The 25,062-nt window shown below is 61.7% G+C and carries 22 protein-coding genes; 10 read left to right on the top strand and 12 right to left on the bottom strand.

From position 1 onward, the window contains the following. The first annotated feature begins 40 nt into the window (after nucleotides 1-40). The gene (locus DVK00_RS19990; protein WP_121578431.1) at nucleotides 41-1,117 is read left to right on the top strand and encodes a DR2241 family protein; all 1,077 of its coding nucleotides are present in this window, start codon (nucleotides 41-43) and stop codon (nucleotides 1,115-1,117) included. Between the two features lie 7 nt (nucleotides 1,118-1,124). Here DVK00_RS19990 and DVK00_RS19985 read toward each other — a convergent pair whose 3' ends face one another. From DVK00_RS19985 to DVK00_RS19975, 3 genes are all read right to left on the bottom strand, one after another. Then, nucleotides 1,125-1,670 (bottom strand): hypothetical protein, encoded by a 546-nt coding sequence (locus DVK00_RS19985; RefSeq protein WP_121578440.1) that lies wholly within the window; start codon nucleotides 1,668-1,670, stop codon nucleotides 1,125-1,127. A 51-nt stretch (nucleotides 1,671-1,721) separates the two neighbouring features. Then, nucleotides 1,722-1,916 carry a methytransferase partner Trm112 gene (locus DVK00_RS19980; protein WP_004516264.1) on the bottom strand — a complete coding sequence of 65 codons (195 nt, stop codon included), beginning with the start codon at nucleotides 1,914-1,916 and terminating at the stop codon, nucleotides 1,722-1,724. A gap of 111 nt (nucleotides 1,917-2,027) precedes the next feature. Further along, nucleotides 2,028-3,404, bottom strand: a complete 1,377-nt coding sequence (locus DVK00_RS19975) for an adenylosuccinate synthase (protein ID WP_101350347.1) — start codon at nucleotides 3,402-3,404, stop codon at nucleotides 2,028-2,030. Between the two features lie 178 nt (nucleotides 3,405-3,582). Here DVK00_RS19975 and DVK00_RS19970 point away from each other — a divergent pair, with 178 nt between their 5' ends. Next, nucleotides 3,583-3,888, top strand: a complete 306-nt coding sequence (locus DVK00_RS19970) for a hypothetical protein (protein ID WP_004516266.1) — start codon at nucleotides 3,583-3,585, stop codon at nucleotides 3,886-3,888. A 9-nt stretch (nucleotides 3,889-3,897) separates the two neighbouring features. On the opposite strand, the gene DVK00_RS19965 is transcribed toward DVK00_RS19970, so the two are convergent. Then, nucleotides 3,898-6,429: a hypothetical protein gene (locus DVK00_RS19965; protein WP_121578430.1), complete on the bottom strand. Its 2,532-nt coding sequence runs from the start codon at nucleotides 6,427-6,429 to the stop codon at nucleotides 3,898-3,900. 89 nt (nucleotides 6,430-6,518) lie between these two features. Between DVK00_RS19965 and DVK00_RS19960 the strand changes: the two genes are divergently transcribed. The 5 genes from DVK00_RS19960 to DVK00_RS19940 all read left to right on the top strand — a co-directional run bounded on the left by DVK00_RS19960 (nucleotide 6,519) and on the right by DVK00_RS19940 (nucleotide 11,222). Further along, on the top strand, nucleotides 6,519-6,914 hold the full coding sequence (locus DVK00_RS19960) for a hypothetical protein (protein ID WP_101350345.1): 396 nt from the start codon (nucleotides 6,519-6,521) through the stop codon (nucleotides 6,912-6,914). 63 nt (nucleotides 6,915-6,977) lie between these two features. After that, nucleotides 6,978-7,229, top strand: a complete 252-nt coding sequence (locus DVK00_RS19955; protein WP_053969440.1) for a DUF6684 family protein — start codon at nucleotides 6,978-6,980, stop codon at nucleotides 7,227-7,229. Between the two features lie 169 nt (nucleotides 7,230-7,398). Then, a complete protein-coding gene (gene ctaD / locus DVK00_RS19950; protein WP_101350344.1) occupies nucleotides 7,399-9,183 on the top strand; it encodes a cytochrome c oxidase subunit I in 1,785 nt (594 codons plus the stop codon). Between the two features lie 213 nt (nucleotides 9,184-9,396). Beyond that, nucleotides 9,397-9,663 (top strand): hypothetical protein, encoded by a 267-nt coding sequence (locus DVK00_RS19945; protein ID WP_004516272.1) that lies wholly within the window; start codon nucleotides 9,397-9,399, stop codon nucleotides 9,661-9,663. A 152-nt stretch (nucleotides 9,664-9,815) separates the two neighbouring features. Beyond that, on the top strand, nucleotides 9,816-11,222 hold the full coding sequence (locus DVK00_RS19940; protein WP_233560853.1) for an HTTM domain-containing protein: 1,407 nt from the start codon (nucleotides 9,816-9,818) through the stop codon (nucleotides 11,220-11,222). A 56-nt stretch (nucleotides 11,223-11,278) separates the two neighbouring features. On the opposite strand, the gene DVK00_RS19935 is transcribed toward DVK00_RS19940, so the two are convergent. The 6 genes from DVK00_RS19935 to DVK00_RS19910 all read right to left on the bottom strand — a co-directional run bounded on the left by DVK00_RS19935 (nucleotide 11,279) and on the right by DVK00_RS19910 (nucleotide 18,993). Next, entirely contained in the window at nucleotides 11,279-12,982 is a 1,704-nt protein-coding gene (locus DVK00_RS19935) for a methylmalonyl-CoA mutase family protein (protein ID WP_101350343.1), read from the bottom strand. 75 nt (nucleotides 12,983-13,057) lie between these two features. Further along, nucleotides 13,058-13,849, bottom strand: coding sequence for a CBS domain-containing protein (locus DVK00_RS19930; RefSeq protein ID WP_101350342.1), 792 nt, complete (start codon nucleotides 13,847-13,849; stop codon nucleotides 13,058-13,060). Between the two features lie 38 nt (nucleotides 13,850-13,887). Further along, complete coding sequence (locus DVK00_RS19925) at nucleotides 13,888-15,603, bottom strand: DHH family phosphoesterase (RefSeq protein ID WP_121578429.1); 1,716 nt, start codon at nucleotides 15,601-15,603, stop codon at nucleotides 13,888-13,890. 35 nt (nucleotides 15,604-15,638) lie between these two features. Further along, complete coding sequence (gene lrpA1 / locus DVK00_RS19920; RefSeq protein ID WP_004591923.1) at nucleotides 15,639-16,067, bottom strand: HTH-type transcriptional regulator LrpA1; 429 nt, start codon at nucleotides 16,065-16,067, stop codon at nucleotides 15,639-15,641. A gap of 85 nt (nucleotides 16,068-16,152) precedes the next feature. Further along, nucleotides 16,153-17,091, bottom strand: coding sequence for a thiamine pyrophosphate-dependent enzyme (locus DVK00_RS19915; protein ID WP_101350340.1), 939 nt, complete (start codon nucleotides 17,089-17,091; stop codon nucleotides 16,153-16,155). A 3-nt stretch (nucleotides 17,092-17,094) separates the two neighbouring features. Next, on the bottom strand, nucleotides 17,095-18,993 hold the full coding sequence (locus tag DVK00_RS19910; protein ID WP_101350339.1) for a 2-oxoacid:acceptor oxidoreductase subunit alpha: 1,899 nt from the start codon (nucleotides 18,991-18,993) through the stop codon (nucleotides 17,095-17,097). A 266-nt stretch (nucleotides 18,994-19,259) separates the two neighbouring features. Between DVK00_RS19910 and DVK00_RS19905 the strand changes: the two genes are divergently transcribed. Both DVK00_RS19905 and DVK00_RS19900 read left to right on the top strand, forming a co-directional pair. Beyond that, nucleotides 19,260-19,979 (top strand): DICT sensory domain-containing protein, encoded by a 720-nt coding sequence (locus tag DVK00_RS19905; protein WP_053969434.1) that lies wholly within the window; start codon nucleotides 19,260-19,262, stop codon nucleotides 19,977-19,979. 66 nt (nucleotides 19,980-20,045) lie between these two features. Continuing rightward, entirely contained in the window at nucleotides 20,046-20,225 is a 180-nt protein-coding gene (locus DVK00_RS19900; RefSeq protein WP_121538563.1) for a hypothetical protein, read from the top strand. A gap of 18 nt (nucleotides 20,226-20,243) precedes the next feature. Here the strand turns inward: DVK00_RS19900 and DVK00_RS19895 are convergent, their stop codons facing one another. After that, entirely contained in the window at nucleotides 20,244-21,041 is a 798-nt protein-coding gene (locus DVK00_RS19895) for an N-acyl homoserine lactonase family protein (RefSeq protein ID WP_101350337.1), read from the bottom strand. Nucleotides 21,042-21,650: 609 nt separating this feature from the next. Here DVK00_RS19895 and DVK00_RS19890 point away from each other — a divergent pair. Next, a complete protein-coding gene (locus DVK00_RS19890) occupies nucleotides 21,651-22,979 on the top strand; it encodes a Cdc6/Cdc18 family protein (RefSeq protein ID WP_101350336.1) in 1,329 nt (442 codons plus the stop codon). An 834-nt stretch (nucleotides 22,980-23,813) separates the two neighbouring features. Here the strand turns inward: DVK00_RS19890 and DVK00_RS19885 are convergent. Then, complete coding sequence (locus DVK00_RS19885) at nucleotides 23,814-24,968, bottom strand: acyl-CoA dehydrogenase family protein (RefSeq protein WP_101350335.1); 1,155 nt, start codon at nucleotides 24,966-24,968, stop codon at nucleotides 23,814-23,816. Between the last annotated feature and the right edge of the window lie 94 nt (nucleotides 24,969-25,062).

The raw sequence follows: 25,062 nt of genomic DNA, 5'->3' as shown, positions 1-25,062 counted from the left end.
GAACCAGCCGACTTTTGCCGACCGAGTACCGTTTTCCAGTATGGACGGCGAGTACGTGGACGCGCTGGTGGCAACTGCCCCCGATGGCATCGCCTTCGACGACCTCCACGTGACCCACGAGAGTGACGGGTACACGTTCCGAACACCGGATGTGGACCACAGCGGCATCGACGAGGAGACGCTTCGGACGGTAGCGGCGGAGTCACCGTACGTCCGAAACTGGTACTTCTGGCACGCCACCGCGCCCCAGAAGGCGGACCGCTGGGCGTTCCTCCGCTGGCTCGAAGGGGCAGAGCAGCGAGACGTGGCCGAGCGCTACGACGCGCTCGCCGACGGGGTGTCCGCGACCTGGGGGGAACTGCACCTGACCGTTACGCTCTCCGACGGAACGCGGACATACAGCATCCGGCACCGCGCCGACGCCGATGTCGGAACCAGCGCGCTCGACGAGTACGACGACCCCCTCGACGCACGCGAAATTGCGAAACACGACGACGACGGCGGCTACCGCCCGCTCAAGACCGCGCCGTCGCTCCAGACCGGGTGGGCGTTCCCCGAGCTATCGGCGAGCGAGTTCGTCACGACGGTCGACGCGTTCTACCCGGCGACCATCGCGAACTGGCACCGGGAACAGGAGGGGGACCTCGACGTGACCCACTGGCGGGACACCGTCGACCGCCAGACCGGGATTTACGGCGTTGTCAAGACCTGGGACCGCGGTGACGGCTACGAACACGTCAACTGGGTCGCCGAGGCCTGCTGTGACGATTCCCAGTGTCTCAAACGCCGGGAGTGGCAGTACGACGAGGAGACAGAACTCGATGTCGACGGCGGGTCAGGTGAGTTTCCCTGCCGGGAGCCCTGCTCGCTTGTCATCGCCGGCGCGCGCAAGTGGACAAAGCTCGAAGGCGAGCAAGCCCAGACCTACGAGTTCGAACTCACGCCCAGCGAGAAAGAACAGATCGAGGATATCATCGATGCCGTCGCAGACGGCGAGGCAGACGACATCCGTGAAGCCGATATCTACGAGGGAGCCAACCGGTACCGGACACGGTTCCTGCGAGCAAAGCTGTTCGACGACGAGGGGAACCTCGGCGGCGTCGAGACGGAACAGTAGCGGCGCGTCAGGTCGGGCGAACGGCGACGGAGAGGAGTCCTATGACGATTGTGACCGCGAGTACAGCGACGACTGTCAATAGCACGCTCTCGGTGAGCACCAGCGTGATGAGTCCCGCAATCAGGACGGTGAAACCGCCAGCCGCCAGTATCGGTCCCGCAGACAGGTCTTCGAGGTCGGACGCTGATTCTGCCGCCGGTTTCGGCTGTGGCTTCGACAGCTCGTCGTCGACGATGACCGGTTCGTTCTCGGTCCCACCTTCCGGAATATAGATGTCGATGTACCGGGTCTCGGCGCCATATCCGGTCACGACCTTTAGCTTGCCACGGACTGGCCCGTCACCGTCAACGGTCACTCTGACTAACCGATCGGTTTCGGCCCGTACGTGGTGGTTTGTGGCGTCGAGCGACGCGACAGAAGAGAGCGAGTCGTCGAGATGAAGGTGGACGTGCAGGGCCTCGCCGTGGTTGACTAATCGAACGTCGAAACTCCCTGTCGCGTCGAACTCGTTTGGAACTTCCAGACTGTGGATGTCCGTCCGGTTGAGGTGCACGGGCAGGGAGTCAGGCACGGACGTGACTCCGCGTGGCGAGGAAAAAAAGGTTCAGGCCGGTGCCTCGTCGCGCATGTCCGGGGGGAGCAGGTTCGGGATGCCGTCCTCGATGGGGAACGTCTCACTGCACTCGGTGCAAACGAGTTCGCCCGACAGGATCTCGCCGTCGTCGCGCTCCGTCACTTCGAGGTCGAGGTCGTGCTTGTCCAGAGGGCAGCAGATAATTTCCATCAGGTCCTCTTTCATACATTCGACCAAGACCGGCGGTCGCAAAAGTCTGCCGCTCTCCCAGCGGTATCGCCCCGTCGCCGGGTACTCGTGTGTGAACTCGACCGCCGAGTCAGAACGGAGCGCCTGCTAGAACGGATGCTCGCGGACGATAGTTTCACCGCGGCCGGGGCCGACGCCGATGGCGTAGGCCGGGGTGTCGAGTTCGTCCTCGATGTACTCGACGTAGGCCTTCGCGTTCTCCGGCAGCGCGTCGTACCCCTCGTCGGCGGCGTCCGCCCAGTCGACCTCGGGCCACCCGTCGAAGGACTTGAAATTGGCTTCACAGCGCTTCCACTGCTCGGTGGTCGCGGGCATCGACGCCAACTGCTCGCCGTCGAGCGTGTAGCTGTGGCCGACCTTCACTTCGTCGAGGCCGGCGAGCACGTCGAGGTGGTTGATGGCGAGGCCGGTGAAGCCGGAGACCCGCGTGGAGTGGCGGAGCATCGGCAGGTCGAGCCAGCCGACGCGTCGCGGACGGCCGGTAACGGTGCCGTACTCGCCCCCCTCCTCGCGGATGTAGTTCGCCAGCTCCTCGTTTTCGCCTTCGCCCTGCTCGTCGTAGCCGGGCGTATCGCCGGCGACGCCCCCGAGTTCGGTCGGGAGCGGGCCGCTTCCGACCCGGGTGAGGTACGCCTTCACGATACCGATAACCTCGCCGTCGCCGACGACGCCGGGGCTGAGTCCGGTCCCGGTCGCCGCGCCACCGGCCGTCGGGTTCGAAGAGGTGACGTAGGGATAGTTCCCGTGGTCGATGTCGATAATGGTTCCCTGTGCGCCCTCAAGCATGACGTTCTGGCCCTCGTCGATGGTCGCGCTGAGGAACGCGCCAGCGTTGACAGTCATGTCCTCGGCCTCGAAGCGGCGGCCGAACTCGCGGAACTCCTCGAAGATGGCGTCCACGTCGAAGGCGTCCGGGTCGTCAAGCTCGTCGACGTCGAGGTCGTACACGTCCTCGACGACGGCCCGCTTCTGGGGGACGACGTATTCGAGGCGCTCCCTGAGTACGTCCGGGTCAAGCAGGTCGCCGACGCGGACACCGCGCCGACCGGCCTTGTCCTCGTAGGTCGGACCGATACCCCGACCTGTCGTTCCGACTTCCTGATCCGTTTCGCTCTTTACTTCCTCCTCGATGCCGTCGAGCACGCGGTGGAAGGGGAGAATGACGTGTGCTCGTTCAGCGATGCGAACGTCCGGGTCGAGGCCGCGTTCCTGAAGCGTGTCTATCTCGTCGAACAGCGTTCGCGGATTGACGACACACCCGTTGCCGAGTACGCCGACCTTGCCGCGGATGGCTCCGCTCGGAACCAGCGAGAGCTTGTACTCCTCGCCCTCGTGGACGACGGTATGGCCGGCGTTGTCGCCGCCCTGATAGCGCGCGACGACGTCTACGTCGTCGCCGTACAGGTCGACGATGCCGCCCTTTCCTTCGTCGCCGAGCTGTGAGCCGACGATGGTTACGGTCATCGCACGCACCTTCCAGCCACCGTGATAAACAGATTACGGTCCGGAAATCACGCTCGTGAGCAGTACCCATGTGAATCGTTACGACGGTTTTAAGACACCCCTGTTCGAACGTATCAACGTTGTAGCGATTATCCGAGGGAGAACCTTTAAATACCGCAAACACAAGTTAACAATTGCCATGATAGACAGGCTTGAAAAGGAAGTTGACATGCTAGAGCGCCACTTGCAGGTGCTTCGCATGGTTATCGAGAACGAGCCTATCGGTATCGTGAAGATGTCCAACGAAACCGGCTACCCGCACCACAAGGTGCGGTACTCCCTGCGCGTTCTCGAAGAGGAGAACCTCATCGAGCCCTCCAGCCAGGGTGCGATCACGACCGAACAGACCGGTGAGTTCGTCGACGACCTCGACGAGAAGGTCGACGAGATCATCGACAAGCTCGAAGGTATGAAGATCGAAGACGCGGCCGAAATCGAAGGCTAAGCTTCTTTCTCAGAGTTCCGGGACCGCCAGGTGGAACTCCTGGTTTCTCGCTTCTAACAGACAGAGGTGAAAGCCCTTTTTCCGTGAGATGTTCACGAAGCTCTTTCGCTTATCGCGGTTGAACAGTCCACTGGAGGTCGCTTCTTCGGCGGTTTCGAGCGCGCCCGGCTCGAAGAAACTGCTCGTGACGAGAAACGCCGACGCAAGCGACCCGGAGGCGTTACCGACCCGCTCGGCGTTTCGGATGAGGTCCGACATCTGGCCCTCGGAGGCCGGTTCGCGCGAGTCGTTGATGTTTGCGACGACCAGCGGGTTCCCCATCCGGTCGCGGACGACCACATCGAACCGTTCCTGCGAGCGGTTCTCCTGCCCGTCTTCTGTGTAGGTCACTGTGACGTTGCCGTTCAGTTCGGCGCGGTCGATGGCCGGAAGCCCCTCATAGAGGTCCTTCATGGCCCCTGCATGGCCAGTATCTCGAATCTCATAGAGGAGGTTCCGGATGAGCCAGTTAACAAAGCGGTACTGGATGCTGTCTTCGAGGTACTCCTCGAAAGGCGTCCCGTTGACCGTTGCGCCCTCGGCCTCGAACTGCGTGTGATACTCCAGCCTGAGGTTCGCCTCGACCTCCTCGCGGCTCGCCTCGCCATCCTTGGCCTCCTCAAGCGTCGCCTTGCCCTTCGAATCGTACCTGACGAAGAGGTTCGTCCCGTTTATCGCCTCGCCGGCGCTGAGCCGGGCACCACCTGCGGCGGCGTCGTTCTGCTCGTCGAGTTGTTCCTCCAGCCGGTCGATTTCGGCCCGTGCGTCGGCTAGCTCCGACTCCAGACGGTCGCGCTCGTCTCGAAGCTCTCGGTTCGTTGCCTCCAGATCGGTGAGTTCAGATTCGAGTTCCGACACCGTCTCGGCTTGCTGTTCGAGTTCGGATTCGAGCTCCGCGACACGCTCTCGCTCGCGTGGTGACGGCTCCTCGCTGGCAGGCGACTGTCGCTGGTCCCCTGCCGACGGCTGTGGCTGCGGTGCCTCGGCCTGCTGTGGGTCGTTTTCGGCTGGGCCGCGGCTGTCCTGTGCCGGTGCCGGTCCCTGAACGCTGGAGTCGGTCGACGGTTTCGAGTCGTCCTGTGCCGGCTGGTCACGTCGTGGTGCCGACGCCTGTTGCCCACCCGTCGGTGGCGTCTGCGTGGGTGACACGCTGGTGGCTGTGCTTTCCTGCGCACCGCCGGACTTGTTCGGGTCCAGCGACGGGACCGAGCGCGTCTCTAGATCCCCACTCGCCCCGCCAGAACCGGCTTCGGGCGTCGGAGTTGCCGTATCAGCCCCGGACCGGGACGGCTGTGACTCGGAGCGCTGGGTCGGTTTCGATTCTGCCGGCTCTTCGCGGCGGTCTGTCGAAGCCGCCTGGTCACTCTGTGCCGGGGCGCTCCGTGCGCTGGCGTGCTGGGTTTCCTGTGTCTGTGACGGCTCGGTCGCCGGTCGCTGCTGCTCGGTCTCCCCGGCAGTCTCACGCACTCCGGTCTCCCGTTCGGTGGCGTCGTGGTCGGGTTCTCTCCGTGTCGCGGTGTCAGTCTCCGTCGTCGCTCGCTCGGTTGCGCTGCTGTCTGGCCGGCTATCCGCTTTCGGCCTCTCGTCCGCATTCGGTTGCGCATCTGACCCGGACCGACCGCGGGACCGGCCCGGATTCGCACCGGCAGCTTTCGATCCGGGCGGGCCGCCGCTTGCGGGGCCGCGGTCCGGTGTCGACTCTGTCTCGGCCTGGGCCTGTCCAGCATCGTCGGTTCCATCGGCTACAGTATCTCCGGCCGAGTCTGTGGACGGCTCCACCGGGTCGTCGCTGCTGTGGTCGTGTTGCGTTGTTCCGCCCGGCTCTGCCCCGCCTGCCGGCGCGGCGTCCGCCGCACCGGCGTCGGCCGGTTCGTCGGCGACAGCCGCCTTATCATCAGCGTCAAGCGGGTCGACGCCGGCGGCCGCCGAGTCTGCTGACTGCTCGTCCGCCCCGTCGTCCGGCGGTTCTGGAATGTCAATTGGCTCGATATCGACCGGCATGACCTCGTAGATGCCGACCTCATCGTTGGCTGTCTCGAAGGCCTCGTCATCGGTGAGCAGCTTATCCGAGTTACCGACCCACGCGACGCTCATCGAACGGCCCTGATGATACACGGTGTAGTAGTCGCCCGAGAGGACGTTTTCGGAGAGTTCGATAAAGCCAGTAAAGTTCCCGCTCGACAGTGTCTGGTCGACTTCTGCAAGCGCTGTATCTTCAGTGTAGTACTGTGCTTTCACCTCGTCGGCGCGTTCCTGCATCACTGCAAGCAGTGGCAGCGCCTCGTGCGGTGACCGTTTGGCTGTTCCCGACGCGTCCTCGAAATCCTCGATGGTGCCGTCGAGGACGCCGACGACGGTCCCGTTCAACATGAACAGGCGCGTCGGACCCGCGATGACCGCGCCGGAGAACTCCTGTCCGGCGAGGTCCTGCAGGCCCGCGAACCCGCCGTCGAACGGAACCGACTCCCAGCCGTCGACCCGTTCGACCGTGCGTGTACTCATTACTCCCACCAAGCCGGATGGTGAACAAATAGTTTGTGCCCACGGGCGCGGTCCGATGGACATATGACGAGTCGGCCTCAAGAACTGGTATGGTAGAGGAGCCGGGACTAAGCGACCAGTATCCGACCGCAAGTCCGTGGCCGCTGTTTGTCGCACTGGGATTAGCACTGTCAGAAATTGGCGTGTTTGTCGGACTCTTTCCAGTGGCTGTTTTCGGCCTGATACTGTTCGGCGGTAGTATCGCCGGTATCCTCACCGAGTCCGGGTACGTGGAGCGGCCGTGGCCGACCCTGCTCGGAGTCGGAGTCGTTCTTATCGTCCTCGCCGCTGCGTTTACCGTCTGGCAGGTCCCGGCCGCCGACATCGCGCTCTCGAACGTCGGGACCGGGCCGCTGTTCACTCGGCTGGTGGCCGTCGCCGTGGCGGGCGCGGTGATGATCGGGATGGGCGGCGTCGCTTCGGTTATGGAACAGACCGCAGCCTGAGACAGGCACCAGCGCGATTCGGAAACCAACACTCTATTTACTGGCCTGCCCTAACGAGAAGGCATGGCACTGTTCGGGTTCGAAAAAGATACCCTGCTCGACCTCACCGTGAACGTCATCCCGCTCGGGATTCTCTTCTTCTTCATCGTCGCGTTCGCCGCGTTCCCGGCGTTCGGAACCGACCCCGTCTTCTCCGGGATGCAGTTCGCACTGATTATCTCGATGTTCCTGTTGCTCGCCGTCCTGACCTACTACGCGGGGAAGGCCGTCGAGAACGCTGAGAAAGAGAACGGCGAACTGGGCCACGAAGACTGAGCGGAGGGCGTCGGACAGACTGCTTCGAAGACCGACCGCGCTTGCCACTGGGTGACCGTGTGCGGTGGCCGCTTGTTTTTGCGGTTTCAATGTGGGATGGAAGCCGTATTTTATGGTCGTTGCTGCAGGAATCGACCCTTTGATAATGTCCCAGTCCTGAAGGACGACTATGGTAGCAGGAGATATTGTGCTGACGGGGCTGATGGCCGTCCTCCTCGTCGGCGTCGCCGCGCTTCTCACCCGTGTCGAGAACTGGCGTTCGTATACGCCGCTCGCGGGTGGTGGGGCCGTCACGGGTGACGAGACGACCGTCATCAACCGTGAGAAGCCCGCAGGTATCATTCGCTGGCTAACAACCGTCGACCACAAGGACATCGGACTGTTGTACGGGGTGTACGCGGTCATCGCCCTGGCCGTCGGTGGGATCATGGCGATGCTCATTCGCATCCAGCTCGTCACGCCCGCCGGAGCCATCCTTGGCAACAACGCCTACAACTCCATCCTGACGAGTCACGGCATTACGATGCTGTTCCTGTTCGGGACGCCCATCATCGCGGCGTTCGCGAATTACTTCATCCCGCTGCTCATCGGGGCTGACGACATGGCGTTCCCACGTATCAACGCCATCGCGTTCTGGCTCCTCCCGCCGGCGGCACTGCTGATCTGGGCGGGATTCTTCCTCGCGCCGGTGACCGACAACATGATCGAGCCGGCCCGCACGGCCTGGACGATGTACACGCCGCTATCGGTCGAGCAGGCGAACCCCGGCGTCGACCTGATGCTGCTGGGCCTGCACCTCTCGGGTGTTGCGGCGACGATGGGAGCGATCAACTTCATCGCGACCATCTTCACGGAGCGCAACGAGGAGGTCAACTGGGCGAACCTCGACATCTTCTCGTGGACGATCCTCACCCAGTCAGCGCTCATCCTGTTCGCCTTCCCGCTGCTGGGGAGCGCTATCGTGATGCTGCTACTCGACCGGAACCTTCAGACGACGTTCTTCGCCGTCGAAGGTGGCGGCCCGCTGCTGTGGCAGCACCTGTTCTGGTTCTTCGGCCACCCTGAGGTGTACATCCTTGTCCTGCCGCCGATGGGACTGGTCAGCCTCATCCTGCCGAAGTTCTCCGGCCGAAAGCTGTTCGGCTTCAAGTTCGTCGTCTACTCGACGCTCGCCATCGGGGTCCTCTCCTTCGGCGTCTGGGCCCACCACATGTTCTCGACGGGCATGGACCCGCGGCTCCGGGCGTCGTTCATGGCCGTCTCGCTTGCGATTGCGATACCGAGCGCTGTCAAGACGTTCAACTGGATCACGACGATGTGGAACGGCCGCCTACGTCTGACGACGCCGATGCTGTTCTGTATCGGCTTCGTCTCGAACTTCATCATCGGGGGCGTCACCGGCGTGTTCCTCGCCTCCATCCCCGTCGACCTGATCCTCCACGACACCTACTACGTCGTGGGTCACTTCCACTACATCGTGATGGGGGCCATCGGCTTCGCGGCCTTCGCCGGCATCTACTACTGGTTCCCGATATTCACCGGCCGGATGTACCAGCGCACCCTCGGCAAAGCGCACTTCTGGCTCTCGATGGTCGGGACCAACATCACGTTCTTCGCGATGCTCGCGCTGGGCTATCTGGGGATGCCCCGGCGCTACGCCACCTACCAGTTCGACGGCGCTATCGCGCCACTGACGCAGGTGTCGACGTTCCACCAAGCAGCGACGGTGGGCGCAGTCATCCTGTTTATCGGCCAGCTGTTCTTCGTCTGGAACATCGTCCAGTCCTGGCTCGAAGGCCCGAAGGTCGAGGACGGCGACCCGTGGAACCTCGAGCGCGACGGCATGCTGGACCGCGAGTTCCAGTGGTTCGACGAGCAGCTCGAAGCTGACAGTCCGGAAAAGGACCCATCGCTACTCGCCGACGGCGGGCAGGAAGAACAAGACGACTCGTAAGCGTCCCGCTGTTTTCGCTGCTTTTGTTTCATCCGTAGCCACGACCGAACTGACAGTGCCCGTTAGCTTGCGCCGGAAACGAGCACCATAGCCGTCACGAACATCATGAGTGCAATTCCGGTCAGGACGAGAAACAGTAGCTCCTTCTGTGACATAGGATAGCTACGGCGTGGAAGTGAAAAAGGCTAATCGTCTTCGCGCCGTTGATTCCACATGAGCGAAGTTGAGGCCAGGTCTGGACGACAGATCGTCCTTCGCCTGTACGTTGCTATCGTTGTTCTTGCCGGAGTGATGGGGTTCGTTCTCGGCAGCATCCGGCCGGAGGACCTCGAACCGGAACTGTTCGGTGTGATCGCACTGCCGCCGACGCCGTTTGGCGTCGCTATCTACGGATTCGTCACCATCGGTATCGTACTTGGCGTGTTGCTCGGTCTCGTCATATACGTCTCTGAGCGAATCGACGACGCGGCCGGGTCCTGAGAGGCGGTGTGGCATCACACGCTGTGTATAGCGACTGTCCGGTCTCTTGTTGCCTGAGCCCTACATTCCGTTAGTTTAATTCAGCCCGGCTAAAAAGCGGATTCTAGTCGCATACGTGACACTAAGTCAGTGTCTCGTCGCCCTCCCCACAGATGCTCTCCGAGATTGCCTTCCGTCGGCGGCTGGTCCGCCGTATCGCTATCGACCGACGTGCGCTTGCAGCGTTCAGAGTGGTGCTCGGGCTGTGTCTCCTCACCGACATCGCGCTGCGGTTGTCGGACATCGGTGCGTTTTATACCGATAGTGGCGCGCTCCCACGCTCGACACTGACTGAACTGTATCCAGTTCTGGGGCCCATGTCGCCGCTCGCTGTCTGGGGGACCGTCTGGCTGCCGGTAGTAGTCTTCGGACTGACAGCACTCACAGCCCTCGCGCTGGTGGTCGGCTACCGACCCCGTCTGAGTGCGGGCGTCGCGTTCGTCCTGCTCGTATCGATACAGCTTCGGAACCCCATCGTCCTCAATGCCGGCGATACGCTGTTTCGGCGACTACTGTTCTGGAGCCTCCTGCTCCCGCTCGGCTGTGGCTGGGAAAACGGGTCGGCGGAGTCCGCCTCGACACGGGTCGCCACCGCCGGCACTGCAGGAATCCTCCTCCAAGTGCTTGCCGTGTACGTGACGAACGGCCTCATGAAGCTTCGTGGTACGTACTGGCACCAAGGGACTGCGGTGCAGTACGCGTTCCAGCTCGACCACCTCACTATCCGGCTTGGTGACGTGGTTGCGGGCTGGGACCCGGTGCTGGTCCTGGGAAACTGGCTCTGGCTTGCCTTGCTCGTGGGGTCCCCGTTGTTGCTTATCTGGACCGGAAGATATCGGACTGGACTGGTCGCGGCGTTCGTCACCGCCCACATCTGCATGGCACTCTCGTTTCTCCTGGGTGTGTTTCCGCTCGTTTCGATTCTCGGATTGGTACTATTTTTGCCGACGCCGTTCTGGGACCCGCTCGCAGACCGCTGGCCCGACGCAATCGAAGCGTTGCGCCCGCGGTGGCCGGATTCAACGACAGGTCCGTCACAGATCTGGTTCCCTACGACGACGCGCTCGGTAGCGACGCTCGGTATCGTCGCGATTGTGATTCTCAACGCCGTCGCGGTCGGCTTTGTCACCGCACCAACGGGCACGCCGGATAGAATCGAGGACCGGAGCTGGAACATGTTCGCGCCAGACCCGCCACAGGAAACGTGGTGGTACGCGGCCCCGGCAACTCTGGAGTCCGGGAACCGGGTCGACGCGCTTGCCGGGGAGCCGGTCAATCTCTCACGGCCACCGGAGGTGTCCGACCGGTTCCCGAACCAGCGCTGGAAGAAGTTCCTCGGGACAGCGCGTCACGAACCCAGCCTCCGACGGTCGCTCGCAACGTATCTGTGTTCGCGGTGGAACCGAAGCCACGGCGACGCGATGAAACGCGTGGAGTTGATTGTCCTGACCGAGTCGACCAACCTGAACGGGTCCGAATCTGTCGACCGGGAGGGACTCGGGTCGTATCAGTGTGCCTGATGCGGGTGATGAGGGGATTTTGTGCCTTGGAAACAATGGAGCGGACAGTCTAGCGGTCAGGCAATGCTTGCTGTCTCCTGATAGCTCCCGTACTCTGCCTCGAAGACGGCCATAATCTCGCCCATCGTCGCGTAGGCTTTCACCGCGTCGATGATGACTGGCATGACGTTCCCGCCGTCAGTGATTACCTGTTGCAGTTCGTCGAGCGCCGCCTCCACGGCCGCGTCGTCGCGGTCTGCCTTGACTGTCGCGAGCTTGTCCCGCTGGCGTTCCTGTACGTCCTCGTCGACGGTGAGAATCTCGGGTTCGGTGTCTTCCTCGACCGTGTACTTGTTGACGCCGACCATGACCTCGTCCTCGTTCTCGACGCGCTGCTGGTACTCGTAGGCGGCGTCCTGAATCTCACGCTGGAAGTAGCCGTCCTGAATCCCCTGAATAACGCCGTCGCGGACCGATCCGTCGCCGAGTTCGTCCCTGATGTGATTGATGTAGGCCATCGCCTTCTCTTCGACCTCGTCGGTCAGCGACTCGATGGCGAAACTGCCGCCCATCGGGTCGACGATGTCGGCGGCCCCCGACTCCTCCGCGATGATCTGTTGTGTCCGGAGGGCGACTCGAACGGCCTGCTCGGACGGGAGGGCCAGGGCCTCGTCGAAGCTGTTGGTGTGCAGGCTCTGAGTGCCGCCCAGTACACCTGCGAGGGCCTGAATCGTCACACGGACGATATTGTTCAGCGGTTGCTGAGCGGTCAGTGACTGACCGGCGGTCTGAGTGTGGAACTTCAGTTGCTTGCTGGCGTCGGCCTCCGCGCCGTACCAGTCGTCCATCACGCGGGCGTAGATGCGCCGGGCCGCGCGGAACTTCGCTATCTCCTCGAAGATGGAGTTGTGTGAGTTGAAGAAGAAGGAGAGTTGTGGGGCGAACTCGTCGACGTCCATACCCCGGCTCAGGCAGTCCTCGACGTAGGCGAAGCCGTCCGCGAGCGTGAACGCGAGTTCCTGTACCGCCGTCGAACCCGCCTCGCGGATGTGATATCCTGACACCGAGATGGGCTTGAACTTCGGGGTCTCCTGACTGGCGAACTCGATGGTGTCGGTAACGAGTTTCAGCGACGGCTCCGGTGGGATAACCCACTCTTTCTGAGCGATAAACTCTTTGAACATATCGTTCTGGAGCGTCCCACGGATCTCCTCACGCGGGACGCCCTGCTGGTCGGCCAGCGCGATGTACATCGCATAGATAACGGGAGCGCTAGGGTTGATCGTGAATGAGGTCGACACCTCACCGAGGTCGATGCCGTCGAACAGCCGCTCCATATCCGCCAGCGTGTCGACGGCGACGCCTTCCTTGCCCACCTCGCCATCGGCCATCACGTCGTCGGAGTCGATCCCCATCAGCGTCGGCATGTCAAAGGCCGTCGACAGCCCGGTCTGGCCCTCATCGATGAGGTAGTGAAAGCGCTCGTTGGTCTCGTCAGCGGTCCCGAAGCCCGCGAACTGTCGCATGGTCCACTGTCGGCCGCGGTACATCGTTGGATAGACGCCGCGTGTGAACGGCTCCTCACCGGGGAAGCCGATGTCGTCCTCATAATCGATGTCATCCACGTCGAGTGGCGTGTACAGCCGGTCTACATCGAGGTTTGAGACCGTTGCGAACTGCTCTTTGCGCTCGCCGTAGGCGTCCAGTACGGGGTCCAGTGTCTCGGCTTCCCACTCGTCTTTCCGCTCGCGGATGCGCTGGAGGTCCGACTCGTCGAACATACTCCGGTGTATGTCATGATTTAGTAAGAAGGTTCGGGGAAAGCGGGGTGCTAGCGTCAATCACATCGCTCCGGACTAGTCCTGGAGTCGCTCCGTCGTCTGCACGAGCGGGTGGTGGGCGTAGTCGACGACTTCAATATCGTCGATTGACTCCAAGTCGGAGTCCGCGGCCGTCTCGGCCATCCCAAGCTCGACCGTCTCATCGAGGACAATGACATAGGCGTCCATCTCATCGATGTCGAGCCGTGCGGCGGCTTTCACGCGGTGGTGGCCGTCCGCCAGCAAGAGGTCGCCGCCGTTGTCGATAACGACGAGCGGTTCCGCCAGTCCGCGCTCCAGTTCGTACACCCGTCCTTCGAGTTCGTCGGCGTACACTGTCGTCTGTGTCGGCGTCAGGTCGGCAAGCTCTACCTCACGGCGGCCTTCGTGTGTCGTGATGCCGTGGATGTTCTCGAGCGTCCGGCCAAGCTTGTCCACCTTGCCCGGTGTCGCCCGCTCGATCTGAGAGCGAATCACGTCAGCGTTCGAGATGATGCCGACGAGGTGGCCGGCGTCGTCGACAACTGGGAGTTTCTGGATCCCCGACCGCAGGATGACGCGCGCGGCGTCCTGGACGGCCATGTCCGGGTGCGCCACGAGGATATCGTCGGTCATCACGCGGAACATCGGCTCGTGGTCCTCCGCGAGCAGCAGGTCACGTGCGCTGACAAACCCCTCGACGCGGCGGCCGTCAGTCACCGGAAACCCGCTGAAGTGGTCGTTATCGGCGATTCGTCGGGCGACTTCCCCGACGGTATCGTCGAGCTCGACGGTGGCAACCTCGCGTGTCATGTAGTCTCCGACCGTCGGCCGATTCGAGTCCTCCATCGGCACAGAGTTCTCGACCGGCAATAAAAAAGGCTCGCCTACGACCGGTCGTTGTCATCTGGTTCGATGAGTGTCTCCGGGCTGTCCGCCTCCTGCTCTGACTCGTCGTCTGTCGGTTCAGCCGCGTCGGCTGCCTGTTCTGTCTCGTCATTGCCGCCTTCGTCACCGTTTTCCAGAAACATCACATCGGAGTTCCAGTCCGTTGTGCTCTCGTCGCCGGCCTCCCCAGATGCGTCTTCAGCCGTCGCGGGGGTATCTTCGCTGTCCTGTCTGAGCGCCGTCGACTCCGTGAACGCGGCCACGTCATAGTCGGCGCGGGCATAGACACGGCCGAGCAGCCGGTGGGACCGCGACTGGATGGCGTCGAGAAACCGGTCGGAGACAATCGATCGGACGATTTCCGCCAGCGACTCTTCGCGGTCGTCGACGGTAATCATCCCGAGGTCGATCTGTGCGCCCGCCATATCGGCGTGACCGCCTGCGGACCCGATCTGCCCGAAGGCGTCCCGGAGCGCCTCGCCGAGGTCGATATCCGCGCCGCGTGCCCGAGCGGACGCGTAAATCGTCCCGTCGACGACGCCGTACACCATTGTCGCATGGACGCCTTCCAGATCAAGTAGCCTGTCGGCCGCCTGTGCGAGCGCGTCACGGTCACTGATCTCGCCGACGCCGGTCAGGAGCACTGACCCCTCCTGTTCGCGGTTCGAAATCGCGCGGCCGATGACTGACAGCGTCTCCGGACTCACACTCGGGTCTTCGATACGCTGGAGCGTCGCCATGTCAGCGTTTGTCACGAGATGCGCGGCGGCCTCGAAGTCCGCGGCAGCGACTTCCCGACGAAAGTCCTTCGTGTCGACCTGAATGCCGAATAGCAGGCCCGTTGCGATAGGTGTCGGAATGTCGACGTTGAACCGCTGGAGATAGTCGACCAGCAGGGTGCTCGTCGCCCCGACGCCGCTGCGGAGGTCAACGAAGCGGGCTTCGACTGGGACACGCGGCGGGTGGTGATCGATGACGATGTCGATAGGTGTCTCCGGCGGGAGCTGGTCGTTGACACCGGCTCTGGAGTGATCGACGAGGGCGAAGCCGTCGAACGCTTCCAGCTCGTCCGGCGACTCAGCATCGAGGTTCCGGAGGTCGAATTCGAGGAGGTTAACGAACGCCCGGTTTTCCTGATGCGAAATCTCCCCGTAGTAACAGATTGTCACCTCGCAGTCGGCCCGTTCAGCAAGCGCGCCGAGGGCGACAGCGCTAGCAATCGCGTCAGGATCGGGATTGTCGTGCGTGACGACGGCGAGATGGTCGTCGATGTCCCGGAGCACCTGATGGAGCTGTCTGGCTCGTGTTCCTTCGTCGCCGACCGATTGGGTAACGTAGTCAGTGATGACTGTCTCCGGCGTGACCAGCCGGTCCGCCACGCTGTCGAGTCGGTCGCGCTGGTCGACCGTCGCGCCGTGCCCGGCGTAAGCGAGGAGGAACGCGTCCGGAAAGCGGTCACGCGCGGTCATCGCCGCGCTGACGTTCTGTTCTGGGTCCTCGCTGGCGACGATGACGCTTTCGGGCTGGATGTCGAGACCGGCGAGAACAGACGGATCGGCCTGGTCGGCTTCGTGGACATCGATTCCATCCGCTCGAAGCGTTTCAGCACGGTGCTCGTCCTGTGTCACGACTGCCAGATCACCGCGGTCGCCGCTAATCGCGTCGAGAATGTCCGCGGCCGTTGGCCCGAGGCCGAGCACCAGCCGAGAAGGCATACCGTGCAGTCAGCGCTGGAGCGTCTAAAAACCCGTTACTTCAGCCGTTCCTGGAGAAACGACGGATGTGCGGCGGTAACGCCGTCGAGGGCGAGAATCTTGTCTTCGATGACATCCGCCAGCGAGTCGCCGTCCATCGCTCGGACCTCCGCCATCAGCATGTGGTCACCGCTTGACGTGTACAGTTCTTCCATCTCCGGAATCTCTTTGAGGTTCCGCGTAGCCTCAACGTAGCAATCGCTCGCGATATCGATGCCGACCAGGGCAATCGACTGGCCTGCTAGCTTCTTCGGGTCAACATCGGCGGAGTACCCGACGATGACGCCCTCCTCTTCGAGCTTCTGGATGTATTTCCGGACTGTCGGTTTCGATACGTCGGCTCGCTCCGCGATTTCTGCGTACGAGGCCTGTGCGTCCTCTTCGAGGACCGACAGGATTCGACGCTCCGTAGACTCGGCACTCATGGACTAATCTTTTCGGTGCATGAAAAAATATCTTCCGAACCGGAAACCGTCGTTCGAGATGGTATTCGCAGTCCGGCAGCGAGTCCTATTTGTGGTGTTCGAGGAGGTTGTCGTAGGTCCGCTCCCACTCCGCGTCCTCGTCGAAGTACCGCTCTGCGAGCGGTTCCTCGGGCATCTCGCCGATCTGGCGCTTCTCCTCGCCGTAGGATGGGCGACTGTCATCGACGTACATCCGTCCGGTCAGCACTTCACCCTCGTAGAGGCGTTCCTCGGTCTTTCGCATCATCTCCGCGGCTTCCGCGCGGTCCGAGACGTCGAAGTCGAACTCATCGGACTGCTGCACGTCCGTGTACGGGACGTAGTGTTTCGCGTCCTTGTTCCAGGTCGGACACTGGGTCAGGAAGTCGATGTGCGCGAAGCCGTCGTGTTCGATGGCCTCGGCGATGATTTCCTTGGCCTGGTTCGGGTTCACGGCGGCAGTCCGGGCGATGTAGGTCGCGCCGGCGTTGAGCTGCTGGGACAGGGGGCGAATCGGCGACTTCGCCGACCCGTGGGGCTGTGTCTTGGACTTGTGGCCCTTCGGCGATGTCGGCGATGTCTGGCCCTTGGTCAGCCCGAAGATCTCGTTGTTGAACACGATATAGGTCATATCGTGGTTTTCACGGGCCGTGTGGATGGTGTGGTTCCCACCGATACCGTAGCCGTCGCCGTCCCCGCCGGCCGCGATGACTTCGAGGTTGGGGTTGGCGAGCTTCGCGGCCCGGGCGACGGGCAGCGAGCGGCCGTGGATGGTGTGGAACCCGTAGCTGTTGAAGTAGCTGTTGAGCTTGCCCGAACAGCCGATGCCGGTAAACAGCGCGACCTCGTCGGGATTCTTGCCGACTTCCGGCATGGCCTGCTTGAGCGCCTTGAGGACGCCGAAGTCGCCACAGCCCGGACACCAGGTCGCCTGCGGTTCGATGCCGGGTGTAAACTCGTCGCGCTCGATTTCGCGTTCTTCGTTGATTGCTGAGAATGCACTCATAGGTTAGTCACCTGCCGCGGGTAGGTACTTCATGTTGCTCGCGGCGAGTTCCTCGCCGTCGATGCTGGACTCGAACCCGTCGACGATTTCGGCGGGCTCGAAGGGGTTGCCGTTGTACTTGAGCAAGCTCGACATCTTGTCGCCGTACTTGCCGAGTTCCTTCTGGGTCAGGCCGCGGAACTGGGCCGTGGCGTTCATCTCGACGACGAGCGCCTCGTCGACCGATTCGAGCCACTCGGAGACTTCCTCCTTCGGGTACGGAGCCATATCCGAGACGCCGAGCGCCTTCACGGAGTGGCCGTTCTCGTTGAGCCGGTCGACAGCCTCGAAGACGGTCCCCTGCTGGCTGCCCCACACGAGGATGCCGTAGTCGGCCTCGTCGGGTCCGTGGTAGGTCTGGTGGGACGTGTTTTCGTCCAGATCAGCACGGATGTCGTCGAGCTTGTTGAGCCGACGGTTCATCTGGGCAACGCGGTTCTCGGGGTCCTCGCTGATGTGGCCCGACGGGTTGTGCTCGTTGCCTGTCGCGAGGAAGCGGCCGTCTTTCTGGCCCGGCACGGAGCGCGGGCTGACGTTCGAACCGTCTTCGGGTTCGTGGAGGAACCGCTGGAACTTCCCGGAAGAGTGGTGTGCGGCGTCCTGAATCTCCTCCTCGGTGAGGACGGACCCGGGGTCGGCGTTCGGCTCCTCGTCGAAGTGGCTGGCAGGGAGATTCCGGAGTTCGCCCTGTATCTTCTGGTCGTAGATGACGATAGCCGGAATCTGGTACTCGTAGGCGATGCGGAACGCCGAGCGGGTCTGCGTATAGCACTCGCGGATGTTCGCCGGCGCGAACACGACGCGGGCGGAGTCGCCCTGTGAGGTGTACAGGACGTGTTCGAGGTCCGCCTGCTCGGGCTTGGTCGGCATCCCCGTCGAGGGGCCGGCCCGCATCGCTTCGACGAGCACGATGGGCGTCTCGGTCATCTCCGCCAGTCCGAGGGGCTCGGACATCAGCGCGAAGCCGCCGCCGGAGGACCCGGACATGGCCTTCACGCCGGCGTGGGACGCACCGAGGGCGAGCGCGGCGGCCGCGATTTCGTCCTCGACCTGCTCGGAGATGCCGCCGAACTCGGGCAGGTGTTGGGACATGATGGTGAACACGTCGGTCCACGGCGTCATGGGGTACCCCGAGATGAAGCGACAGCCCTCGTCGATTGCGCCGTAGGAGATGGCGTTCGACCCCGAGAGGATGACCTGCTCCTCGTCGTGGGAGCCCTCGGGGACCTCGATGTCGTGGTCGACGTCGAGTTCGCTCGCGGCTTCGTAGGCGTCGTGCAGGACGTTGAGGTTCGCTTCCTGCATGTCGCCGCTCATGTTCTGTTTGATGAGCTTCTCGAACTCGTCGGTGCTGATGTCGAGGATGGCCGCGGTCGCGCCGATACCGGCCGTGTTCCGCATGATCTCGCGGCCGTGTTCCTTGGCGATACCGCGCAGGTCCATCGGGACGACGTGCCAGTTGTTCTCCTCGGCGGCCTCTTCGAGACCGATCTCGTCGACGTCCTCGTCGTCGAGCAGTCCCTCGTCGTAGAGGAGCACGCCCCCTTCTCGGAGGTCGTCGAAGTTCTCGTACAGCGGTTTCAGCTCCTCTTTGCCGTAGTAGGCCTCTTCCTGTGGGTTGCGGGCGAAAGAGTCACCCAGTGCCAGCAGGAAGTTGTAGCCGTCCCCGCGGGACTGTACCGGTTCGTCTTTCGCACGTACTTCCACGTACGTGTGGCCGCCGCGGATACGCGACGGGTAATGACGATGTGTGAACACGTTCAGCCCCGACCACATCAAGGCCTTCGCGAAGTTCTGGCTTGTCGAGTCGATTCCGTCACCGGAACCACCGGCGATTCGCCAGATTAGTTCGTTGTCTGTCATTGTGAAATCCTCGGCCCCAGCTCTGGTGCCGTACCATTCCGTTGGGGGGCCATGACTAAAGATTTTCCACTACATCACCACTCATTAATCGTTATCTTTCGCCACAGGACCTCAGATTGCCGTTTTCGAAATGCGGATTCGTCGGTGTTTTTGCGTATCCTTTCACCCATTTTATACATCTCTGTGACACTTTTTGCCTGTGATTACCGATGCGCGTTCCTCCTCCCGCAACGACTAACACAGTGAATACCGTTGTACAGTCGAGGATGTCGTTAACGGAACTCATCGCCGGCGTCGAAGACCACCAGAAGACGCTGACTATCTTCAACGCCGGGCCGACAGCGGCCGAAGACCTGCGCGAGCGCTTCGCAGACCGCAACGTTCAGGTTCAGACCGAGCAGACTGAGAGCGGGCGACCGGGCGAGTTTATTACCCTCAGCGAAGACGAGGAGGTCATCGCAGCTGCGAGTCTCACTTCGTTCACCGACTCGCTCGAACAAGGCCGTCAGTACATCACGCGGGACAACAGTCCGTACGCGTCGATTCTCGACCACCTCGACGAGACGATGTTCACCTCGTGGTCTATCCAGCGGATGACTGCCGCGTCCCGCGAAATTGAGGACCGCGCGTGGCGGGTGGGACAGGGGACTCTCCACGCCGGCTTCCAGACGCTCTCGACCCTGCAGGGCGAACTCGACCTCTACGAGCGGCTGGGCGAGACCGACGTGGACGTTCATGCCTATGCCGTCCCTGACGTTGACCCGCCCGAGTACAGCACGTTCACGCTGCATCTGGAGCGGTCCGACGAAATCGCCGACTCGTGGTTCGTCGTGTTCGACGGCGGCGGTGACCCGACCCAGAAGTGCGCCCTGCTGGCCGAGGAGCGCGAACCACGCGAGTTCTACGGCTTCTGGACGTACGACGAGTCGACAGTCGACTGGATTATCGATTATCTGGAGGAAACGTACGGTTACCTCGAACAGTGACGGCTCCCCCCGACCTGGCCACCGCGGTCCGCACGACGGCCGACCCGTCGGCAGCCTTGCGGTAACATGTCACCTGACGACACACGCGAGTTCCGTATCGAGGAGACCGGTGAACGCGTCAACGGTCTCGAACTGGAGTTACACTTGTTTTTCGGCGTGTGGGCAGTCGTCGAGCGCCACGATGACCGGTGGGTCGTAGCGACTGAAGGCGGCGAACGCCGAACTCTCGTCGCTGTCTCGGACTGACTTGACGCGAACCGTGTCTCAGTCCATCGTCCCGGATGCGTCCTCAAACACCGCGAGATCGTGGCCGAGCAGCACTTCGGCCCCTGTGGCACGCTGGCGGTCGCGGCACCGTTCGAGGCTCTCCTTCCACGCGCCGTTGTTCCACAGGAGGCTCGTCGCCATGGGCTGGCCGGCGTAGTTGGCCTCGACGTACGCTTCGTCGCCGACGACCAGCAGCGGCTGTTCCGGCCGGTCGATGAACGCGCCCATGAGTCCCGGCGTGTGTCCGGGGAGGTGCAGCAGTTCGACACCGTCGGTGAGATGATGGCTGTCGCCGTGGACGACCTCCCAGTTCAACTCGCGGTCGAAGTCGCTGGCGAGGTAGGCGATAGAACCCTCGTCGGTGTTAGCACTGTAGTACGCGAATGGGAGTTCGTCACGGTGGACGTAGATCGGCACGTCTGTTCCCGCGAAGTTGTGCAGGCCGCCGGCGTGGTCCAGGTGCAGGTGGCTCATCACGACGGCGTCGATGCCGTCGACGCTGTAGCCTGCATCTTCTAGGTCGGCTGGCAGAGTGTGCTCGGCGGCATCGACGTGCGCGAACGCCTCATACAGCGGTGTCGGCCAGTACCCGGCTCCAGCCTCCGGGTGCGAGCCGGTGTCCCAGAGGACGGTCAACTCGGGCGTTTCGATGACAAGGTTCCACACGACGTACGTTTCGTACTCGTGTTCCGGGTCGCGGTTCGAGGCCGTCGCAACGCTGTGTCCATCGACGACAAAGTTTCGGTCAGCCTGTACGCGGCCCCGGTCGACGAACGTTACTGTGAGATCGTCCATACGGCGTCTACGGGCTGTCACAAAGTAAAGACGATGCCGCGTGTCGTGGGTAGGATCGGTTCTGTCTGCGGTTCACTGTGGAATGTAACTGTATGCCAGACAGACGCCGGGGCGTTTTTATACCAAATCTCGCTCACAGATTGGGACCCACACACACCACCGTGCAAGTGTTCTTGGCATTTGCAGGGGTGGGGGTGGGGAGGGGTGGAGCCCCTTTTTTCTTATTTAAGCGGACGCAAGATTGCTCTGGTCTGTTGAGATTATGTGATCTGGCCAGTAGCTCAATGCGGTGATTTAGGTGCGATGAGAGGCTTATTGGTGGGAAATCTGTAGAACACGCTATTCAACATGTACCGGTATAAATTGCATGTACAACAAGATATAAGAATTATATTCTAGTTCTATATCTACTCTGAATCGAAGAAGCAAGAATCGCAGGACTCAAGTGTGTTAGCTCAGCTCTCGACGTAGCGGACCGTTCGTGCCTGTTTTCGAGATGGAGTGGAGAAACACTTGCAGGGTGGTGTGTGACTGCTCGACGTAGGAACACTTGAAACACTTGAACGGTGGTCACTGGTTTTATATAGAGTCACTCGAAAGGTGGCATACATGGTCGACGTGAACGAGAACCCGTTCGATGGGACTGATGCAATCTTCGAACGAAAGCAACCGCTGAAAAAAGACACGTTCACGCCGGATACGATATTTCACCGCGACGAGGAGATCGAGTTCTACATCAACGCGCTTCAGGATGTCATTGTCGGCCACGACCCCAACAACGTCTTCGTCTACGGCCCAACAGGAGTCGGAAAGACGGCGGTTACGAAGTGGGTACGGGACAAACTCGAGGAGAAGGCCGAGGCCGAGGACATCCCGCTCACCGTTGTCGGGCCGATAAACTGCCGGAACTACCGGTCAGCGTATGCACTGGTGAACACGCTCGTCAACGAGTTCCGGGATCCTGAGAACCAACTCCCGGAGAGCGGTTACAGCACTGACAGCGTCTTCGAATTTCTCTACGAAGAGATTGAAGCTGTTGGTGGGAACGTCCTCATCATTCTGGACGAGATTGACAACATCCCAGCGGACGCGCGGAACGATTTCCTCTACGAACTGCCACGGGCTGAAGCGAACGAGAACACGCCGATCACCGATGCGAAGGTCGGACTCATCGGTATCTCGAACGACCTCAAGTTCGTCGACGTGCTGGAACCCAAGGTAAAATCGACGCTGGGCGAGCGAGAGATCAAGTTTGGCCCGTACGACGCGACCGAACTTCGCGACATTCTGGGCTACTACGCCAACATCGCGTTCCGGGAAGACGTACTCGGCGAAGATGTCGTCCCGCTTGCGGCGGCCTTCTCGGCACAGGAACGGGGCGACGTTCGACAGGGGCTTCGAATTCTGGAAAAAGCCGGGGAGTACGCGCGGATGGAAGGCGCAGACGGTGTGACGGAAGCCCATACACGGCGGGCGACAGACACCATCGAGACTGACGAACTGCTGGATTACTTCGAGCACGACCTGAGTTCACAGCAGGCGCTAACGTATCTCGCGACGACGCTTGCACTTATCGAACCAAAACACGAAGCGTCGACGAAACGGATCTACAACCTCTACTCCTCTATCGCGGAGTCGAGCGGCCGCCGTGTGAAGTCTGAGCGGAAAATCTACGAGTTCCTTGACCAGCTTTCGATGCAGGGGCTGGTCCGCTCAGCCGAGCGCAACCTTGGTCGCAAGGGCGGGCGCAAGTACATCTACGAAGTCACCGACGACCCGACCGATATCATCAACGCCGCCCTCCAGTCATCCTACAGTGATGCCGTACCGAGTAACGTCAACGGAATTCTCGAACACTATCTGGAAGACGAGGCGACTGAATTCGAGGCACCGGACACCACTGACGATGAGCAACAGAACCTCTGGCAGTTCACGTAGCCCACGTTTTTGCACACCCCTTCCGGCTCACGCGGCAGAACACTTGCACGGTGGTGTGTGTGTGTTCAGCGGCAGTCTCCATATCGTGACGACAAGAACAGTTGCACGGTGGTGTGTGTACCCACAATCAATAATAAGCTGGATGCGACTATGCAGGCATCTGGTCCCCGTTGCGGTGTGTAGAACACTTGCAGACCGGTGTGTCCTCTTTCGCTACCACAGCCCCACGGTATTCCGCTTCGAAAACACTTGCAGGGTGGTGTGAACCCTCGATCCGACGGCAAAACCGCCCAAAACGGTCTTTTTGAAACACTTGCAGGGTGGTGTTCCGATACAGTCTTCTCGCTTAGTACGTGAAACACTTGCACGGTGGTGTGAGGGGACGCGTTGAGACTCCGAACAACGCAATAAAACACTTGCAGCGTGGTGTCTTCGGGAATTTCAGATGTCTGTACACCGCCGTGTGAACACTTGCAGGGTGGTGTGTGAACGCGTGTTCACTGTTCTAGTCTGGTTGCAACCGAACTAAAAACACTCGCAGGGTGGTGATAGAACACTTGTATAGTGGTGTCGGGTCAGCTGGGTGGTGATGTCAGAACACTTGTAGGGTGGTGTACCAGCTCAGTATGACCCACACAGACCGCGTACAGTAGCGTACTGACCAGTCTAGTTGGTACATTCGGGCTGTGGAGACTGTCAGGGGTGAACTGCCGTCGTAGCGACAGCTGGCCAGTCAGATTCCCCAAAGAACACTCGAAGGGTGGTGTTCCCGGGAAAAACACGCTGTCCGTGACCCAATCAATCAACCGGTGTCTGTCGGCTGATACCGACCGGTTACATCGGGGCTTGGTTGTAGATGAGGTTCCGCTGGATGTCGTTGGCTCCTTCGTAGATGACCGGAATCCGAACGTCGCGGTACACGCGGGAGATCCGGTTCTCCGTTAGCACGGACCGGCCGCCGTGGAGTTGCATCCCCTTCTCCGCACAGTCCATCGCAGCCTCGGTCGCCTTGGTCTTTGCCAGCGCGGCCCAGTAGCCGGCGTTCTCCTGATTGGCGACGCGCTCGGCCGCGTGCCAGGTGAGGGCTCGGGCGGACTGGAGGCCGAGTTGCATATCGGCCAGTTTGTGCTGGACAGCCTGGAACTCGTCGACGGTTTTGCCGAAGGCCTCGCGGTCGTGGACGAACTCCCAGGCTTCTTCGATGGCCGCCGCAGCGAGACCGATGCCGTGGCCGCCGACGACAACGCGACCGTGATTGAAGAATTCGGCAAGCATATAGAAGCCAGCCCCTTCGACGCCGATCAGGTTCTCTTCCGGAATCCGGCAGTCGTCAAGCACGATGTGGGCCTGCTTGGACGCCCGGAAGCCCATCTTCTCGGGGATGTGTTCGGCGTGGTAGCCGTCGGCATCCGTCGGGACAATAAACATCGAGTAGTTCCCATAGCGGTCGTTCGGGTCGTCGCCGGTCTTGGCGTACAGCGTCACCCAGTCCGCCTCGACCCCGTTGCCGATCCAGTACTTCTCGCCGTTGATCACCCACTCGTCGCCATCCTTCTCGGCGGCCGTCGTCATCCCGGCGAGGTCGCTCCCCGTCTCCGGCTCGGAGACAGCGAGGCCAGTAAGCTGGTCACCGCCGGCGACGGGCTTGAGGAACTCTTCTTTCTGCCAGTCCGCGCCGTGGTCTTCGACAATCTCTGCGCCGAAGCTAGCGAGCTGAATCGTCAGCGCGATCCCTGCGTCGGCTTTGTACAGTTCCTCCGCCATCGCAAGCATCTGCTGGAGGTCGTAGCCGCTCCCACCCCACTCTTCGCCGATATCCTGAGCGACGAGTCCGGCCTCCGTCGCCGCTTCGAGCACTTCCCAGGGGTACTCTCCGGACGCGTAGTATTCCCCTGCAACTGGTTCGATGTGCTCCGTGGCGAACTCCCGAGCCTCTTCCTTGACCTCGTGTGCGTGCTCCGGAACGAGTTTCTCGGATAGTAGGTCCATGGCAAATATCATGGTTTGTGTACTCATATACTCCGTGGAACTCTGCCAAACACCGTCGTAGTTGTTTCCCGGAAACTCCTGATAATCGGCCAGC

Source organism: Haloarcula sp. Atlit-47R, assembly GCF_003665985.1.
GTDB classification, from domain to species: Archaea; Halobacteriota; Halobacteria; order Halobacteriales; family Haloarculaceae; genus Haloarcula; species Haloarcula taiwanensis.
The sequence above is the reverse complement of the archived record's forward strand: the minus strand, read 5'-3'. Positions and strand labels throughout refer to the sequence as shown.